Genomic DNA, 16,770 nt, shown 5'->3' on the forward strand with positions numbered 1-16,770 from the left:
CCACCCCATGACCACGCGAGAACGGGACACCGGCGACGACATCGCGATCGTCGGCATGGCCGGGAACTTTCCCGGCGCGCCCGACATCGGCAAGTTCTGGGCCGATCTGTGCGCCGGCCGCGACGGCATCACCCGGATGAATCGCGCCGAGCTGCTCGCCGCGGGCGTCCCCGCCGAGGTGGCCGACGACCCCGCCTTCGTCCCCGCGGCCGGGTTGCTGCCCGGGATCGACCGCTTCGACGCCGACTTCTTCGGCTACAACCGGACCGACGCCGAACTGCTCGACCCGCAGCATCGGCTGTTCCTCGAATGCGCGTGGCACGCGCTGGAGGACGCGGGTGTCGACCCGGACCGGATCGAGGGCCTGGCCGGCGTGTTCGCGGGCGGCGCCCCGAGCACCTACCTGCTGTCGAATCTGCTGTCCAACGACGTCACCGCGCTGACCGTCGGCCCGGACCAGCTGATCCTGCAGAACGAAAAGGACCTGATCGCGTCCAGGCTCTCGTACGCGCTCGACCTGACCGGCCCGTCGGTCAGCGTGCAGAGCTGTAGTTCGACCGCGCTCGCCGCGGTCGCCCAGGGCTGCTCCAGCCTGCTCACCGGCGAATCCGACCTCGTGGTGTCCGGCTCGGTTTCCGTCGTCGTGCCCCAGGAACCGGGCTACCTCTACCGCGAGGGCAGCCGGTTCGCGCCCGACGGGATCAACCGGATCCTCGACGCGGGTGCCAACGGCAAGGTCCCCGGCAACGGCCTCGGGGTCGTCGTCCTGCGGCGGCTCGAGGACGCGCAGGCCGACGGCGACCGGATCTACGCGGTGATCCGCGGCTGGGCCATCCACCACGAGGGCAACCGCGCACGTCAGGGCTTCAACCTGCCGGGCGTCCCCGGCCAGGCCGCCGTCGTCGCCGAGGCGATGGCCGCCGCCGACGTCGAGCCCGCCGAGATCGACCACATCGAAGTGTCCACTTTGGGCACCCCGTTCGGTGACGTCGCCGAGATTTCGGCACTGCAGAAGATCTTCGACGTCGACGGCGTCGAGCGGATCACGCTCGGCTCGATCGACGCGAACCTCGGGCACATCAACCAGGCGGGCGGGATCGCCCGGCTGATCAAGGCCGCGCTCGCCCTGCACCACGAAAAGCAGCCGCCACCGGTCAACTTCGAGAAGCCGAACCCGCAGCTGGCCCACAGCGGTGACAAGCTGGTGGTGCAGAAGGAACTGACCGACTGGCCGCGCGGCGAGCGCCCGCGGCTGGCCGGGGTCAGCGCGTACGGCTTCGGCGGCACCGACGCCCACGTCGTCATCGAGGAGGCGCCGGAGGACTTCCCGGAGCGCCCCGCCGCCCGGCCGCACCAGCTGCTCGCCTGGTCCGCCCGGACCCCGGAGGCGGCGGACGCGATGACCGGCCGACTCGCCGCGGACCGTCCGGAGTGGACGGACCTGGCCGACGTCGCCTACACGCTGCACAACGGGCGGAAGGCCTTCGGTCACCGTCGGATGACCGTCGTGTCCACTGTGGACGACGCCGCCGACGCGTTCGCGTCCGAGACCCGCGTGGTCGCCGAAGCGGACACGAAGCCGCGGAAGGCGGCGTTCCTGCTCGCCGGGGTCGGCGAGCAGTACCGGGGAATGGCCGGGGGCCTGTACGACAGCGAGCCCGAGTTCAAGGCCGCCGTCGACGAATGCGCCGCGCTGTTCAAGTCCCATCTCGGCGTCGACCCGACGGAGAGCCTGCACGGTGCCCGCGGTGCGGACGGCGGTGACCTGGCCCGGCTGCTGGGCCGCGCGGCCGACAGCGAGGACGCGGCGCCGTCCGTCACCCAGCCCGCCGTGTTCACCCTCGGCTACGCGCTCGGCCGTCTGCTGCGCGCCTGGGGCGTCCAGCCCTCCCTGCTCGCCGGGTACAGCGTCGGCGAGTTCGCCGCAGCCGCGCTCGCGGGCGCCCTGACACTGGAAGAAGCCACCGCACTGGTGGCTACTCGCGCGCGGCTGATCGAAAAGCTGCCGACCGGCGCGATGGCGGCGGTGCCGCTGGGCGCGGACGAACTCACCAAGCTGGTGGGTGACGTGACCGCGTTCGGTGTCGACGTCGCCGCGGTGAACGGGCCGCGGATGATCGTGGTGTCCGGCGCGGGCGACGGCGTCGAGAAGCTGGCCGCCACGCTCGCCGGACACGGCGTCCCGGCCCGGCCGCTGCGCACGACGCACGCCTTCCACTCGCGTGCCCTGCGCCCCGCCGCGGCCGAGCTGACCGCGTGGGCGCGGAAGAACCTCACCCCGCGCGAGCCGGAAGTCCCGTACCTGTCGAACGTCACCGGCGCGCCGATCACCGCGAAACAGCTGAAGGATCCCGGCTACTGGGCGGAGCACATGTGCCGCCCGGTGCGCTTCGCCGCGATGATCGAGCAAATTGCCAGTGCTTCCCCGGATACCGTGTTGCTGGAACTGGGAGCCGGGCAGTCGCTCGGCTCGATGTTCCGCGGTCACCCCGATTTCCCGCAGACCTCGTGGCCGCTGCTGGTACCCACCCTGCCCGGCGAGGCCGACCCCCGCCAGGACACGGCCGTGCTCACCGAAGCGCTCGGCCGGGCCTGGCTTTCCGGGGCGGACATCGACTGGCGGGCCTATCACGACGGCCGTGACCCGCGGAAGACCACGTTGCCCGGTTATCCGTTCCAGCGCGACCGCTACTGGATCGAGCCGACCCAGGCCGCCGCCGACGTCGCACTCGGCGCCCGGTCCGCGCGGCCGGTCTACCTGATCGAAGGCGAACTCGACGTCACCGCCCGGGATCTGGCCGCCCGGCTGGGCGCCGAACTGGGCGCGACCGTCGTGTTCGCCGAGGAACACCCCGGCGGTGCCGAGGCCGTGCGTGCCGCCCACGGCCGGCTGGACGGCGTGCTGGACCTGACCACGAGCAACGCAGCCAAGGAGGAACGATGACCCTCGTCGGAGTCGTCGGCGCCGGTGTGATGGGCACCGGGGTCGCGCAGAATCTCGCCACCAGCGGGCACGAGGCCGTGCTCATCGACGTCGACCCGGGCAAGCTCGCCGACGCGCGCGACCGGATCGAACTCGAATGCCGGATGAGCCGCATGCTCGGCGGGCCGGAGATCGACGCCGCCGCCGTGCTCGGCCGGATCACCTTCGGCACCGAACTCGACCTGCTGGCCGAAGCCGAAGTCGTGATCGAGAACATCACCGAGAACTGGGACCTGAAGTCCCGCCTCTACCCGAAACTCGACGAAGCCTGCAAAGCCGACACGGTGTTCGTCGTCAACACCTCCGCCATCCCGATCACCAAGGTCGCCGCGCTCACCCGGCGGCCGGACAAGGTGATGGGCGTGCACTTCATGAACCCGGTGCCGATGAAGCCGTCGTGCGAGTTCATCCCCGGCTACCACACCAGCGAGTCCACCAAGGACATCGTGCGCGAACTGCTGCTGTCGATGGGGAAGAAGCCGATCCCGGTCAACGACGCCTCCGGGTTCGTCTCCAACCGCGTGCTGATGCTCACCGTCAACGAGGCCGCTTTCCTCGTGCACGAAGGAGTCGCGGACGCGGAGACCGTCGACGAGGTGTTCCGCGGCTGCTTCGGGCATCCGATGGGCCCGCTCGAGACCGCCGACCTGATCGGCGTCGACACGATCCTCTACAGCGTCGAAGTGCTCTACGACGAGTTCAACGACAGCAAGTACCGCCCCTGCCCGCTGCTCAAGCAGATGACCGCCGCCGGACTGCACGGTCGCAAGAGCGGCAAGGGTTTCTACAACTACAGCGGCTGAAGGACGCTTTCGCCGCATCTCACGCGGTGAAGGGCGCTTTCCTCGCGTCGCATGCGGCGAAAGGCCCCTTCAGCTCCCTCTAACGAGAAAGGCATCCACCATGTCGCAGGACGTCCGAGGCGAGATCCGCGCCTTCATCGGGGCGAAGTTCCCCAGTCTGTCGTTCACCGACGAGCAGGACATCTTCGCCTTGGGTTTCGTGAACTCCCTGTTCGCGATGGAGCTGGTCATGTTCATCGAGAAGGCGTTCGCCACGCGGATCCCCAACGAGGACCTGAAGCTGGACAACTTCCGCACCGTCACGCGGATGACCGAGCTGGTCGAGCGGCGCACCGCCGCGGCCGCGCACTGAACGAGGAGCAAACGTGAGGGCGAGGACACGGCCCGAAACCCCCGAAGCCGAGGTGGTCGGGCGTTTCGTCGACGAGGAGGTCGGCCCGCACGCGGACGCGTGGGACCGGGCCGAGAGCATCCCCGGTGACGTGCTGCGGCGGGTGGGGGAGCTGGGACTGTGGGCCCCGTTCCTCCCCTCGGAGGCGGGCGGCGCCGGACTGGACATGGTCACCCTCGGACGGCTGCACGAGGAGGTCGGCCGCGGCTGTTCGTCGCTGCGGAGCCTGCTCACCGTGCACACGATGGTGACCGCGACGGTGCAGCGCTGGGGTGACGACGAACAGCGCGATCGCTGGCTGCCCGTGCTGTCCGAAGGCGCCACCCTCGGCGCGTTCTGCCTGACCGAACCGGACTTCAGCGGAAGCGACTCGACGGCCGCGGGAACCGTGGCCGTCGCCGAGAACGGCGTCTGGACGCTGAAGGGCCGCAAGACCTGGATCACCGGCGGCCAGGTCGCCGGGCTGCTGCTGGTGTTCGCCGGCACGGCGACCGGGATGAGCGCGTTCCTCGTCCCCGCCGACCATCCCGGGGTCACGGTGACCCCGGTCCGGCACATGCTCGGCACCACCGCGAGCATGCTGGCGACCATCGAGTTCGACGACGTCCGGCTCGACCCGTCCGCGCTGGTCGGCCCGCCGGGCTGGGCCGCGGGAACGGTGATGACCGGCGCGCTCGACCTCGGGCGCTACAGCGTGGCGTGCGGCTCGGTCGGCATCATCCGGGCCGCGCTGGCCGCGTCGGCCGCCTACACGTCGGCGCGTTCGGCGGGTGGCGGGCTGTTGCGGGATCTGCCGCAGATCCGCGCCAAGATCAGCGAAATGGTCACCGCGCGCGACGCCGCGCGGCTGCTGTGCGAGAAGGCGGGCAGGCTCAAGGACGCGGGCGACCCGGCGACCATCATGGCGACCTGGGTGGCCAAGTACTTCGCGTCCACCGCCGCGGCCAAGGCGGCTTCGGACGCGGTCCAGATCCACGGCGCGAACGGCTGCGGCCCGGACTATCCGGTGGCCCGGCTCTACCGCGACGCGAAAGTCATGGAAATCATCGAGGGCAGCACCCAGATCCAGGAGCTGACCATCGCGGACGAGGCGTACCGGGAGGTGGCGGGATGAGCGAGGTCTTGGAGAAACCGAAGCGCGGCCGCATCAAATGCGTGGTGTGGGACCTGGACAACACGGTGTGGGACGGCACCCTGCTCGAAGACGGCGAGGTGACCGTGCGCCCCGACGTGGTCGCCGAGATCCGGCGCCTCGACGAGCTGGGCGTGCTGCATTCGGTGGCCAGCCGCAACGACCACGACGCGGCGATGGCGCGGCTGAAGGCGGCCGGGCTCGACGAATACTTCCTGTACCCGCAGATCACCTGGAACCCCAAATCCGGCTCGGTGGAACGGATCGCGAAGGCGCTCAACATCGGCCTCGACGCGATCGCGTTCGTCGACGACCAGCCGTTCGAACTGGCCGAGGTCGCGCACGCGCTGCCGTCGGTCAAGACCGTCGACGTGGCGGAACTGGGGGAGACCCTGGCGTCGGAGGAGTTCCGGCCCAAGTTCGTCACCGACGAGTCGCGGGTGCGGCGCGACCTCTACCGCGCGGCCGCCGTCCGGGAGCAGGTCGAACAGGACCACGAGGGCACCAGCGAGGAGTTTCTGTCCACTTTGGACATGAAGTTCACGATCGCCCGCGCCCAGCGGGAAGACCTGCAGCGGGCCGAGGAACTCACCGTCCGCACCAACCAGCTCAACTCGACCGGCCGGACCTACTCGTACGAGGAACTGGACGAGTTGCGGACCTCGCCCGACCACGTGCTGCTCGTCGCGTCCCTTTCGGACAAGTACGGCGGGTACGGCAAGATCGGCCTGGCGCTGGCCGAACGCGGCGAGGAAGCCTGGCATCTGCGGATGATGCTGATGTCGTGCCGCGTGATGTCGCGCGGGGTCGGCACGGTCCTGCTCAACCACATCATGGGGCTGGCCAAGGAAGACGGCGCGAAACTGCGCGCGGACTTCGTCGAAACCGGGCGCAACCGGGTCATGTACGTGACCTACGCATTCGCTGGTTTCACCGAGATCTCGCGCGATGGTGACCGGCTCGTCCTCGAGTCCGATCTGAGCACGATCCAGCCGCCGCCGTCCTATCTGACGATGGAGCTGCGATGACCGCACCGATCACGGGGCGGTCCTGGCTGCCCGGCGGGATCCCGCCGGGCGCGGTGACCAAGCTGTTCTGTTTCCCGCACGCCGGCGCGAGCGCGGCGGTCTACCGCGACTGGATCCCGGTGGCGGGCGACGAGCTGGTCGTCCTGCCGGTCCAGCTGCCCGGCCGGGCCGAACGCGGCCGCGAGACGCCGCACGAAGACGTCGAAAGTCTTGTCGAGGCGGCGATCGACGGCCTCGGCGACGCGCTGACCGGTGACTTCGCGTTCTTCGGTCACAGCGTCGGAGCCCTGACCGCGTACCTGCTCACCCGGCGGCTCGTCGAGCGCGGGGCCACGTTGCCGAAACACCTGTTCGTGTCGGGAAGGGCCGCGCCGCAGCTGCCCGACACCAGGCTCCAGCTGCGAGCACTGCCCGACGAGCGGCTCGCCACCGAACTGCACGCCCTCGGCGGGCTGCCGGAGGTTCTGCGGCGGGAACGGGAGCTGCTGGCGATGTTCCTGCCGCTGATGCGGGCCGACCTCGCGGTCAACGAGACCTACCGCCACACGCCGGGGGAGCCGCTGCCGGTGCCGCTGACCGTGTTCGGCGGCGATCGCGATCCGCGGGCCGATCTGGACGAACTGGCGGCGTGGCTCGAACTCGCCACCGACGCGACGATGGTCACCTACCCGGGCGGGCACTTCTATCTCGAACAGCGCGTACCGGAGCTCCTGGGTGTGATCCACCGGAAGCTGGGCCGATGACGACGCAGTGGTTCCCGGCCTGGAAGCAGCCTTCGGGCGCGCTGGGCGAACAGCTCCGGCCCTGCCGGGACGCGCACGTGTGGCGGGTCCCCCTCGGCAGGGTGCTCGCCCCCGGCTCGTCCGAGCTGTACGCCCTGCTCGGCGCGCTCTCGGAAGACGAGCTGCGCCGGGCGGCCGCCATCACCGTGGACGAGGAACGGGCCCGGTTCCTGGCCTCGCACGTCGCCCTGCGCGACATCCTCGCCTCCTACACGGGCACCGTTCCGGCCGCGCTGCGGTTCACCCGCGACGGTGACCGTCCGGCGCTGGCCGGTGCGACGGGGATCGAGTTCAGCCTGTCCCGTTCCGGTGACCTGGCGCTGGTCGCGGTCGCCGCCGAGGTCCGGGTCGGCGTGGACGTCGAGGAGGTCCGGGAGGTCGACCACGACGGCCTGGCCGCGCGGACGCTGCGCCCGGAAGAGGCTGCGGCCGTCCGCGAACCCCTGACGTTCTTCCGGTACTGGACCTGCAAGGAGGCCTACCTCAAGGCCGAAGGCACCGGCCTCGCCGGACTGCCGGGCCCCTCCTTCACCCTCACCGGCGGCGACGTCGCACTCGACGACCGTCCTGAGTGGACGATCACGGAACTGGACGCCGGAGCGGGCAACGCGGCCGCGCTGGCGGTCCCGGCGCGCCCGGTCACCGTGCGCGCCTTCGACTGGCTCCCCGGCGGGCCGCGACCGGCCGCGGAGTACCGGAAAGGCGGAGTGAAATGAGCGACCCGAAAGCGGAGCTCGAAGCGTTCATCCAGACCACGGAGTTCAGCTGTCTCGGCGCTCGCGCGGCGCTGAAGAAGGGCTCGATCGTCCACGGCCACTACCCGGCGCTGGGTGACCCGGAGTCGGCGCGCGCCCACTACCGCGACATGCTCGGCTACGCCCGCGACATCCGGCCCACGTTGTCGGACAAGAGCTTCCGCACCTTCGTGTCCACCTTCGAGGAGCCCGGCGGGATCCTCGACGAGGAAGAGCACGAACGCCTGCTGTGGCGCCATCTCCAGCTCATGCACGACATCGACAGCCGCACCTACGGCCTCGACGACGGCGCGACGTCCGACCCCGACGAGCCGAACTTCGGCTTCCACGTCGCCGGGCACTCGTTCTTCGTCGTCGGCATGCACCCGGGCGCGTCGAGGGCGAGCCGCCGGTTCCCCCGGCCGGCGATCGCGTTCAACTCGCTGATGCAGTTCATGCTGCTCGGCGACAAGTTCTTCTCGATGCAGGACGCGATCCGCAAACGCGAGACGACCAACAACGGCTCGGTCAACCCGAGTTTCACCACGTACGAGTACCAGATGCCGTCGCGCCACTTCGCGGGGCGGATGACCGAAGACGACTGGAAGTGCCCGTTCACTTCGCGGCACGAGGCGTCTTCGGTGAAGTACACGTCGGACGTGATGCAGCGCCCCACCGGTTGAGCGGTGGCGCTCTCGTGCATGCGGGTCAGTCCGCCAACCACTCGTACGACAGCTCGTAGCGATCACCGGCCAGAACCATGTCGTTCATCTCCAGCGGCGTGCCTTCGGCGCTGTATGCGACGCGGGTAACGGTGACAACCGGGACACCCTCGGCGACCTGAAAGAGCGACGCTTCGTCCGGCGTCGGCATCCGCGCACCGACGTGCTCAACGAACCGTCCGATCACCTGCCCGGCTTCTTCGAGTCGCGCATACGTGCCGCCGCTTCCGGTATCGACTTCCTCGATCGCGGTGCCACGGGTGATGTCACGCGGTAGACGCGACACCGCGAGTTGGACCACCAGCCCATCGGCACGCATCACCCGGTCCCTCACGGTGACCTCAGTACCTTCGGCGATGGCGAGGTGTTCGGCAACGCGGATATCGGCCTGCTCGAACCGGACTTTGACCGAGGTCGAAGGTGTGAAGCCGCGGGTTGCCGCGTCCGCGAGAAAGGCGCCCTTGTTCTGGGCGCGTGCGGCACGGGACAGGCGAGCACGAGCGATGCGCTGGATCGTGGCCGGCGGCCGGACGAACACGCCGCGTCCGTGCTCGGAGGTGACGAGTCCCTCTGACTTGAGCATGTTGATGGCGTCGCGAACCGTTGGCCGTGACACATCGTAAGCCTCGGTCAGCTCACGCTCGCTCGGCAGTTGATCGCCAGGCGAATACGTGCCTGCCGAGATCTTCCGTCGAAGGTCCGACGCGACCTGCCGGAACGCGGGAACTCCACTTCTGCGATCCACCATGCCCGCATTCTCCCACTTGTAAGCTTGTCTTGACCAGTTGGCAGGCTCGTGAGACCGTAGAACTTGTCAAGACGTGCTTACAAGTTTACGAGGAGTGACAATGGTTGCCGATCAGAGCGTCGGCTAGCCCCTTGCCGCGAAATCCCGCAGGACCAGGACCGACGAGACCGGGGCCGGGCAAGGACCGCCCCAGTTCGCCCACGCGCGACAACCCCGGACCACAACCTCGGCCCATTCAGCCGAAACGACCGCAGCGCTAGGAGAAGCCCGTGCCCAAGAAGTCGAGCCTGCGTCGGCGGGACCGACGCAGCTGCCTCGCCGGAGGCAGGGAAGGAAACGTGGCATCCGGCGAGATGGGGAGTCATCCTCCACGGCGGCCGACCGGTCCGACCCGTCCGGGTGACTACTGCCGATCGAGCCGCTTCCGCCGGACGCGGGAACTTCCAGAGCAAGACGGCGAGGTCTAAAATCGGACCATGCGGTCGACCCGGGAAATGCACAGGCTGACGGCGGTGTTCCTGGCGGGAGATGTCGAAGCCCGTTTCCGCGCCGGGGATCTACGAAGTGCGACGAAAGTGCATAACCGGCGGCTGTATCCGATGCTGACGCGCCTGCTCGAACGCGGCTGGATAGTGGACGGGTGCGACGAGCCCTCACCCGACGAGCCCTCACCTCAGCCCTACTACGTGCTCACCGACATTGGTCGGCGCGAACTGAACAGGCCGTAACAGTCCAGTCGCAGCAAGAGGTTTCCCCTCCCTGGCCGAGCGTTCTCGTGTCAGGCGAGGGCTTCGATGCGGCGCACGGCCGGGCGGCGCAGCAGTGCGGTGCGGGTCGCGCGCGGGATCCGCTGGTAGACCAGCTCCCGCAGAGTCGCCCGGCGGAACGTGTAGCCGGCGTCGTCGTCTTCGCGCCGAAGCACCGCGAGGCTCGCGAGCCGGGACAGCGTTCCTTCGATCTCGGCGGTGTCCCGACCACAGACGGCGGCGACGTCCTCGGCGGTGAACGCGTCCCCGGTGAGGCTGGCCGCCTTCAGCAGGGATTTCTCGGCCGCGGGCAGGTTGTCGAGCTGCGCGGCGAGCGTCCGGCGGACCAGCGGGGGCGTCATCGCCTGGCCCAGCCCCGGAAACGGGGTGGTGCGGCCGTGCACCCCCTGGGCGTACGCGTGCGCGAACCGGGGGTTCCCGCCGATCCTGGCGATCAGTTCCTGCCTGCCGCGGATGAGCCGGGCGGTGCCGGGCAGCAGCTTGTCGAGCAGTTTGCCGACGGCGTCGTCGGAAAGCGGGGCGAGGGTCACCGTCGTCCCGCATCTCTCGCCGTGTTCGGCCTCCAGCAGCCCGGGCCTGGCGGACGCGACGATCAGCACCGGCAGTCCCGCGCAGGCTTCCCCGAGCCGGGCGACAGCGTCGCGGGTCTCGTGGTCGGCGCGGTGCAGGTCGTCGGCCAGCACGACCAGGGGCCCGTAGGCGGTCAGCTCGGTGGCGGCGGCTCGAAGTGCCGAATCCCCGCCTTCGGTGCGCAGCCGCGAGGCGGTCTGGGGGAGCAGTCCCGGAACGACGGCGAACGCTTCGGTGACGTCGGCCCCGGCGTCCAGCACGCGGACGCAGGGTTGCTCGGACAAGGTCTCGGCGAACTCGGCGAGGAGGCGGCTCTTGCCGATCCCGGGCTCGCCGAGCACCGTCACCCGGTGCGGGCGGCCGCCGCGCTCGGCGAAGCCGAGAAGGTGGTTCAGCAGATCGCGGTCGTGGTCACGGCCGACGAAACCGCCGGGGTCGGCGGGCTCGGCCACCGGATGCTGACGGGCCGAAACGGCGTGCCACCAGCCGGGCGAGTCCTCCGAAGCCTCGTGCACCACGGCGGGCTCCGAAGCCTCGCGTACCGCGTCCGACACCCGGATCCGGCCTTCGGGTGCCCGCAGCGCCGAGCGGACACAGCGGTCCAGCACGGGGCCCGCCACCTGTCCGGGACCGGCGGCGGTGAACTCGACGAGGACGTCGCCGCTGTCGACGCCGATCTGACCGGCGATCCCGGCCGTGGCCAGCCGGTCGAGGATCCGCAGCGCGGTCCGGGTCGCGTGGACGGCGTCGTCGTCACCGGTCCGGGGCAGGCCGAACAAGGCGAGCACGACCGGGCCCGAATCGCCGGGCAGATGCGCGCCCGCGGCGAGGGCCTCCTCCTCGACGACGTCCCGCAACCGTGCCTGGATCTCCACGGCCTCCTCGGGATCGTCGTCCGGGGTGGCGGCGAGGGCGACACCGATCGCGACGACCGGCTTCCGCTCGCTTTCGACGGGCTCCGTACGGGGCAGGGCGATCACCGGGGCGGGGGTGAACGGCAGCGGTGCGACCACCGGGGCAGGCTCTTCCGCCGGCTCGGGCCCGGGCCGCGGCGCCGGATCCGGCCGCCGGGTGAGCAGGGTTTCGTCGTGCTGGAGGATCGCGCGTTCCAGCTCACGCAGCTCCTTGCCCGGCTCCAGGCCGAGACCCTCGGCGAGACTCGCCCGCGTCGCCCGGTAGACCTCGAGCGCGTCGACGTGACGGCCGCAGCGGTAGAGCGCGGTCATCAGCTGGGCGTTGAGCCGCTCGCGGTTCGGATTGGCCTCGGCGAGCCCGCGCAGGTCGGCGAGCACTTCGTGGTGATGCCCGCGGTCCAGCTCCAGACCGAAAAGGTCCTCGTGGACGGCGATCCGCTGGTCCTCCAGCGCGACCAGCTCGGGCCACACCACGCCGGTCTCGGTGAGGTCGGCGAGCACCGGGCCCCGCCACAGCGCGAGAGCCTCCCGATAGGCCGAAACGGCCCGCTCGACGTCGCCGCCCGCCTGTGCCGTCCGGCCGTCGGCCGCGAACCGCCGGAACCGGGCGGCGTCGACCTGGTCGCTGTCGACGCGCAGCAGGTAACCGGGCGCGTGGGTGAGCAGCATCGCCTGCTCGGTGGCGCCGGTCCGCTGGGCCAGCGTGGAGCGCAGCCCCGAAACGGCGTTCTGCACCATTTTGCGCGCGGTGGCGGGGATCTCGTCCGCCCAGATCGCCTGCAGCAAGGTGCTGGTGGCGATGACCTCGTTGTGGCGCAACAGGAGATAGGCGAGTACGGCTCGCTGGGTCGCGCCGCGCAGCACTACCGGACGTCCGTCGTGCACGACGTTGAAGGGGCCGAGTAGGTCGAAACGCACGGGGTCACCACCTTGCTTGGAGCTTCCGAAGACGATCTCCACCGTGGCCCCGCACCCCACCCCCCGACAACGGTGTGGCGCGGATACTGGCTCGGTGCCAGTGGCACCCGAGAACGATGCCAGTTACCGCCCGATGTGTTGACTGTGGACGTTCTCACCTGCTAGACGCGCGCGGCGCACCTGTACCCGCGCATTTAGTCCTCTGAATGCGATCCCACCGCGAGGGTCAGGTCAGGTATTCGCCGGTCAGGATCGCCGCCGCGAGTTCCACGCGCGACGTGTACCCGGTCCGGGAGAACAGCCTGCTGAGCCTGCCCTCGACGCTCTTCTCGCTGGTTTCGAGGACGACCGCCAGTTGCCGGTTGGTGAGGCCCTCGGCGACGAGGATCGCCAGCAGCCGCTCGTTCTCGGCGGTCGTCTCCGTCCGGCCGGGACCGGCGAAGCCGTTGTCGCGCAACAGTTTCCGCACTCGGCCTCGCCAGAACCAGGCTCCCACCACACCGAACAGTTCGTACGCCTCGGTCCACGACTGTTCCGGCCGGTGCCCGGCCAGACCCGCTCGCAGGAGCGTCATCGCCGACTCGTACGGGACGTCCCGGCGTTCGCGCGCGATGGCCGCGGCACGCCGGGCCGCGGCGGGCTCGCGATGGACGGCGGCGCGCGCCAGGTAGTGGTTCTGGTGGGCGCGGGCGGTGTCGAGCTGGGTCGCGGTGCGCGCCGCGCGCCGCACCCAGTGTTCCCCTTCGCGCTGCTTGTTCCGCACCAGCGCCGAGCGGGCCAGGTCGGCCCAGAGGTCTTCGGTGCCCAGCAGATAGCCACCCGCGTCGGCGCTGCGCGCGGCCGAGTACAGCAGCGCGTCGGCGCCCTCGGTGTCGCCGAGCAGGCTGAGCACGGTGAACTCGGCGTGGTCGACCGTGTGCTGCATCCCGGACTGACGGCTGTCGGCGGCCAGCGCCCGCGCCCTGGCGAGCCAGCCCTGCGCGCCGAGGATCCGGATCGCGCACTGGGTCAGCAGGCTGTGCAGCGGCCGGGCGGGGTCGGTGCCGCCCAACATCGTGCGGCGGGCCAGTTCCATCGCTTCCGGCCAGTCCCCGCCCAGATAGTTCAGCGCGAACCGGTTCGGCCCGGGGAGCTGGTCGAGGGTCATCCCGGTCTCGGCGATCCGCCGTCGCGCCTGCTGGAGTTCTCCCAGCTGCAGCAGCATTTCCACTTCGAACCGGCGCTGTTCGATGCCGTATTGCGGCAGATGTCCAGACCGCCACAGTTCCGGATGGGCAACGAGGGTGTGCAGCTGGGACGTGTCACCGAGCACGACGCCGCAGGCCGCGAGGAACATCGTGCCGAAGTCGGCGGTGATGTGGTTGCTCCCGGTCCACACCGCGCGTTCCCGTTCGAGCAGGTCCCTGGCCTCGATCCAGCGACGGCTCAGCAGCAGGGCGTACGCCCGGTTGATCACCATCAGGGCTGGGTCGTCCGGCAGCACCGGGGACGCGCCCGCGGCGATCTCGGCGAGCTCCCCGAGGTCGCCGCGGGCCGCGAGCCCGGTGATGAACACGGTCGAGAGTTCCTGCGCCTGCGCCGGTTCCAGATGGCCGAGATGCTTGCAGAGCACCTGCCGCGCGCATTCCCCGGCCTCGGCGGCGCGGTAGTGCAACGCCTTCGCCGCGCTCAGCAGCATCAGCACGACGGTCCGCGCCGGTGGTTCGGTCACCCAGGACAACGTCGCGTGGAGCCAGCGTTCCGCCTTGGCGCCGTCGGTGAACAGGACACGTTTGCCGTTCTCGAGGAGTTCGGCCGACGCGCGGCGCGTGTCGACGAGCGACCCGGCCTGGGTGATCCAGTCGAGCACCAGATCCGGGTCGGAGACGGTCGCGGAACCCGACCACACGGCTTGGACCGCTTGTGCGGACATGCTTCGCGAGGCGTACGGCCCGATCCCGGTCAGCAGGGCGTCCCGGACGGCGGGGACCCGGAACCGGTATCCGCCGTCCCGGTCCCGCACCAGGACGCGTTCGGCGACAAGCCTGTCGAGCACTCCGCGCAGGTCGTCCTCCCGCCACCCCAGCGCGGTCGCGGCCAGCCCGGTGGCGGAGGCACCGAGCGGGCCGAGCATCGCCATCGTCTCGGCCGCTTCCCGCACTCCGCCACCCGCCTCGGTCACCGCCCGCAGAAGCGGATGGTCCACGGTGGCCACCGGTTCGTCGACCCTTTCGACGCGGTACGCGGTGCGGTCGACGATCCGCAGGGCCCCGGCGGACCGGTAACCGTGCACGAGCGCGGTCAGCGCGGCGGGGTTGCCCCGGGTGGCGGTGTGCAGTTCGGTCACCAGCCCGTCGTTCGGCAGGGCCGAGACCAGCCCGGTCAGCAGGGAGCGCGACTGGGCTCGCGAAAGCGGCCGGAGAAACCGCAGCCTCGCCCGCCCGCCCGCCCGCAGCCGCGCGAAGGCGCCGCGCAGCGCGGGGCTCCCGGACATGTCGTCCCCCGCGCCGATCCGCAGCGTCGCCACCACGCTGATCGGCGTCTCCGCCGAACACCGGTGCAGCAGCGGGCTCACCAGCCGTGCGGTGTGCTCGTCGAGCCACTGGACGTCGTCGACCAGGACCACCAGCGGGGTCTGGGTCCGCAGGAGCGCGAACACGGCTGTCGCGATCTTCGCGACGGTCTCCGGGGTCGGCGTGGTTTCGCCCGCCCTGGCGAGCATGGCCAGCACGGATCGCCGTGCGGGCTCCTCCTCGGCCCGGTCCGCGCCGAGGAGGACGAGAAGCCGGAAGATCGCGCCGTAGGGGAGCGTCCGGTCGAGTTCGGCGAGCCGCAGCACCAGCACCTTGGCCGACGGGGTGAGCTCCTCGGCGAGCCTGTCGAGCACCGTGCCGCGACCGCAGCCGGGTTCGCCCGCGAGCACCGTGAGCGGGGTCGTGCCGAGACCGGCGTCGTCCCGCAGGATCCCCACCTCCTCGACGCGGACGTCCGTCCGCAGACCCGTCCCGGTGTCCGTGTGCCTGGTGCTCATGCGCCCAGTTCACCAGGACGGAGCCCGGCTGACCGTCACCCAACCGTATGAACCGGGCAGTCGAGGCCGTGTCAAGTTCCCAGTGGCCGGTAATTCCCGCCCGGTACCGGCGGTTCCCGGGGCGTCGACAAACCGGCCGGTATGCTGAGCGTCCGCACGAGAAGGAGCCGGCCATGACACGAGCGACCACCCGCAAGGCGGGGACGGCGGAGGCGAGCGGCGAAGACCAGGCCGCCGTGCCGCGCCGTCTGCTGTCGCACGCCACGAAGCTCTTCGCCAAGAAGGGTTTCGACCGCACCTCCGTGCAGGAGATCGTCGAGGCGGCCGGGGTCACCAAGGGGGCGATGTACCACTACTTCGGCTCCAAGGACGACCTCCTTTACGAGATCTACGCCCGGGTGCTGCGCGCGCAGACCGAGCAACTGGAAAAGGTGGCCTCGAGTGAGGCGCCGCTGCGGGAGCGGTTGCGCTCCGCTGCTTCCGACGTGGTCGTCAGCACGATCGACAACCTCGACGACAACACGATCTTCATGCAGTCCATGCACCAGCTCAGCGTGGAGAAGCAGAAGGCCGTCCGCGCGGAACGGCGCAAGTACCACGAGCGCTTCCGCACGCTGATCGAAGAAGGCCAGGAGTCCGGCGAGTACCGCGCGGACAAACCGGCCGACGTGATCGTCGACTTCTTCTTCGGCTCGGTGCACCACCTCGGTTCCTGGTACCGGCGCGGTGGCGCGCTCTCGGCCCGCCAGATCGGCGACCACTTCGCCGATCTCCTGCTGGCCGCGCTGCGACCCGAATAGGTTCAGCCTGGTGGTGCGGGCACGAGCCGTTCCGCGAACCATTCGCTGCGGCGTTCGAGCACCGCTCCCACGTCCCATCCGGCGGTGAAGGCGAGCAGTCCTGTCGCCACTTCGTCGGCGTCGGCGGGCCAGCCCTGGGCGGCCAGGCTCGACCGCAACGCTTCGGCGTAGTCGGAGTAGGTGAAGTCGGGTAGCTCCGCGACGAGTGCCGTCGTCGTCCCGTGGTGCGAGTTCAGCCCGGCGAAGGACCGGCTGCACCCGCATTCGGAATCGGGGGAGTCTTCGCCGTCGTCGCAGCACGGGGCGATCCAGATCAGTTCGCCCTCGATGCAGTGGTTGAAGTCGTTTTCTCGCGCACCCTGGGTCTTCGAGGTGGCCACGAGCAGTTTCATGATGACTCCCTGTTCGATCAGATGTTCGAACAGGTATACCGGCAGGGTCCGACACTTTCCGGTGCGGACCCCGCCG

At 70.2% G+C, this 16,770-nt stretch carries 14 protein-coding genes; 10 read left to right on the plus strand and 4 right to left on the minus strand.

Annotated elements, in window-relative coordinates; translation table 11 throughout:
* Positions 1–7 precede the first annotated feature (7 nt).
* The 8 genes from BKN51_RS07235 (at position 8) to gntA (ending at position 8,536) form a co-directional block, all read left to right on the plus strand.
* Positions 8–2,944, plus strand: coding sequence for a type I polyketide synthase (locus tag BKN51_RS07235; protein ID WP_101606875.1), 2,937 nt, complete (start codon positions 8–10; stop codon positions 2,942–2,944).
* Positions 2,941–3,786, plus strand: coding sequence for a 3-hydroxyacyl-CoA dehydrogenase family protein (locus BKN51_RS07240; RefSeq protein ID WP_101606876.1), 846 nt, complete (start codon positions 2,941–2,943; stop codon positions 3,784–3,786). The genes BKN51_RS07235 and BKN51_RS07240 overlap by 4 nt, the downstream gene beginning before the upstream one ends.
* 100 nt (positions 3,787–3,886) lie before the next feature.
* Complete coding sequence (locus tag BKN51_RS07245; RefSeq protein WP_101606877.1) at positions 3,887–4,138, plus strand: acyl carrier protein; 252 nt, start codon at positions 3,887–3,889, stop codon at positions 4,136–4,138.
* Between the two features lie 13 nt (positions 4,139–4,151).
* Positions 4,152–5,291, plus strand: coding sequence for an acyl-CoA dehydrogenase family protein (locus tag BKN51_RS07250; RefSeq protein ID WP_101606878.1), 1,140 nt, complete (start codon positions 4,152–4,154; stop codon positions 5,289–5,291).
* The gene (locus BKN51_RS07255; RefSeq protein ID WP_101606879.1) at positions 5,288–6,337 is read left to right on the plus strand and encodes an HAD-IIIC family phosphatase; all 1,050 of its coding nucleotides are present in this window, start codon (positions 5,288–5,290) and stop codon (positions 6,335–6,337) included. Before BKN51_RS07250 ends, BKN51_RS07255 begins: the two co-directional genes overlap by 4 nt.
* Positions 6,334–7,080: a thioesterase II family protein gene (locus tag BKN51_RS07260; RefSeq protein ID WP_101606880.1), complete on the plus strand. Its 747-nt coding sequence runs from the start codon at positions 6,334–6,336 to the stop codon at positions 7,078–7,080. Before BKN51_RS07255 ends, BKN51_RS07260 begins: the two co-directional genes overlap by 4 nt.
* Complete coding sequence (locus BKN51_RS07265; protein WP_101606881.1) at positions 7,077–7,835, plus strand: 4'-phosphopantetheinyl transferase family protein; 759 nt, start codon at positions 7,077–7,079, stop codon at positions 7,833–7,835. The genes BKN51_RS07260 and BKN51_RS07265 overlap by 4 nt, the downstream gene beginning before the upstream one ends.
* Positions 7,832–8,536 (plus strand): guanitoxin biosynthesis heme-dependent pre-guanitoxin N-hydroxylase GntA, encoded by a 705-nt coding sequence (gene gntA / locus BKN51_RS07270; RefSeq protein ID WP_101606882.1) that lies wholly within the window; start codon positions 7,832–7,834, stop codon positions 8,534–8,536. The genes BKN51_RS07265 and gntA overlap by 4 nt, the downstream gene beginning before the upstream one ends.
* A gap of 25 nt (positions 8,537–8,561) precedes the next feature.
* On the opposite strand, the gene BKN51_RS07275 is transcribed toward gntA, so the two are convergent.
* Positions 8,562–9,323, minus strand: coding sequence for a GntR family transcriptional regulator (locus BKN51_RS07275; RefSeq protein WP_101606883.1), 762 nt, complete (start codon positions 9,321–9,323; stop codon positions 8,562–8,564).
* 476 nt (positions 9,324–9,799) lie between these two features.
* On the opposite strand from BKN51_RS07275, the gene BKN51_RS07280 reads away from it, so the two are divergent.
* Positions 9,800–10,051, plus strand: a complete 252-nt coding sequence (locus BKN51_RS07280) for a helix-turn-helix transcriptional regulator (RefSeq protein ID WP_101606884.1) — start codon at positions 9,800–9,802, stop codon at positions 10,049–10,051.
* Positions 10,052–10,101: 50 nt separating this feature from the next.
* Here the strand turns inward: BKN51_RS07280 and BKN51_RS07285 are convergent, their stop codons facing one another.
* A complete protein-coding gene (locus tag BKN51_RS07285; protein ID WP_101613093.1) occupies positions 10,102–12,492 on the minus strand; it encodes a BTAD domain-containing putative transcriptional regulator in 2,391 nt (796 codons plus the stop codon).
* Between the two features lie 226 nt (positions 12,493–12,718).
* Positions 12,719–15,502 carry an AAA family ATPase gene (locus BKN51_RS07290; RefSeq protein WP_101606885.1) on the minus strand — a complete coding sequence of 928 codons (2,784 nt, stop codon included), beginning with the start codon at positions 15,500–15,502 and terminating at the stop codon, positions 12,719–12,721.
* A gap of 173 nt (positions 15,503–15,675) precedes the next feature.
* Between BKN51_RS07290 and BKN51_RS07295 the strand changes: the two genes are divergently transcribed.
* Entirely contained in the window at positions 15,676–16,302 is a 627-nt protein-coding gene (locus tag BKN51_RS07295; protein WP_101606886.1) for a TetR/AcrR family transcriptional regulator, read from the plus strand.
* Between the two features lie 2 nt (positions 16,303–16,304).
* Here BKN51_RS07295 and BKN51_RS07300 read toward each other — a convergent pair whose 3' ends face one another.
* Entirely contained in the window at positions 16,305–16,694 is a 390-nt protein-coding gene (locus BKN51_RS07300) for a DUF7715 family protein (RefSeq protein ID WP_101606887.1), read from the minus strand.
* Positions 16,695–16,770: the final 76 nt, after the last annotated feature.

The organism is Amycolatopsis sp. BJA-103, assembly GCF_002849735.1.
Classification (GTDB): Bacteria; Actinomycetota; Actinomycetes; order Mycobacteriales; family Pseudonocardiaceae; genus Amycolatopsis.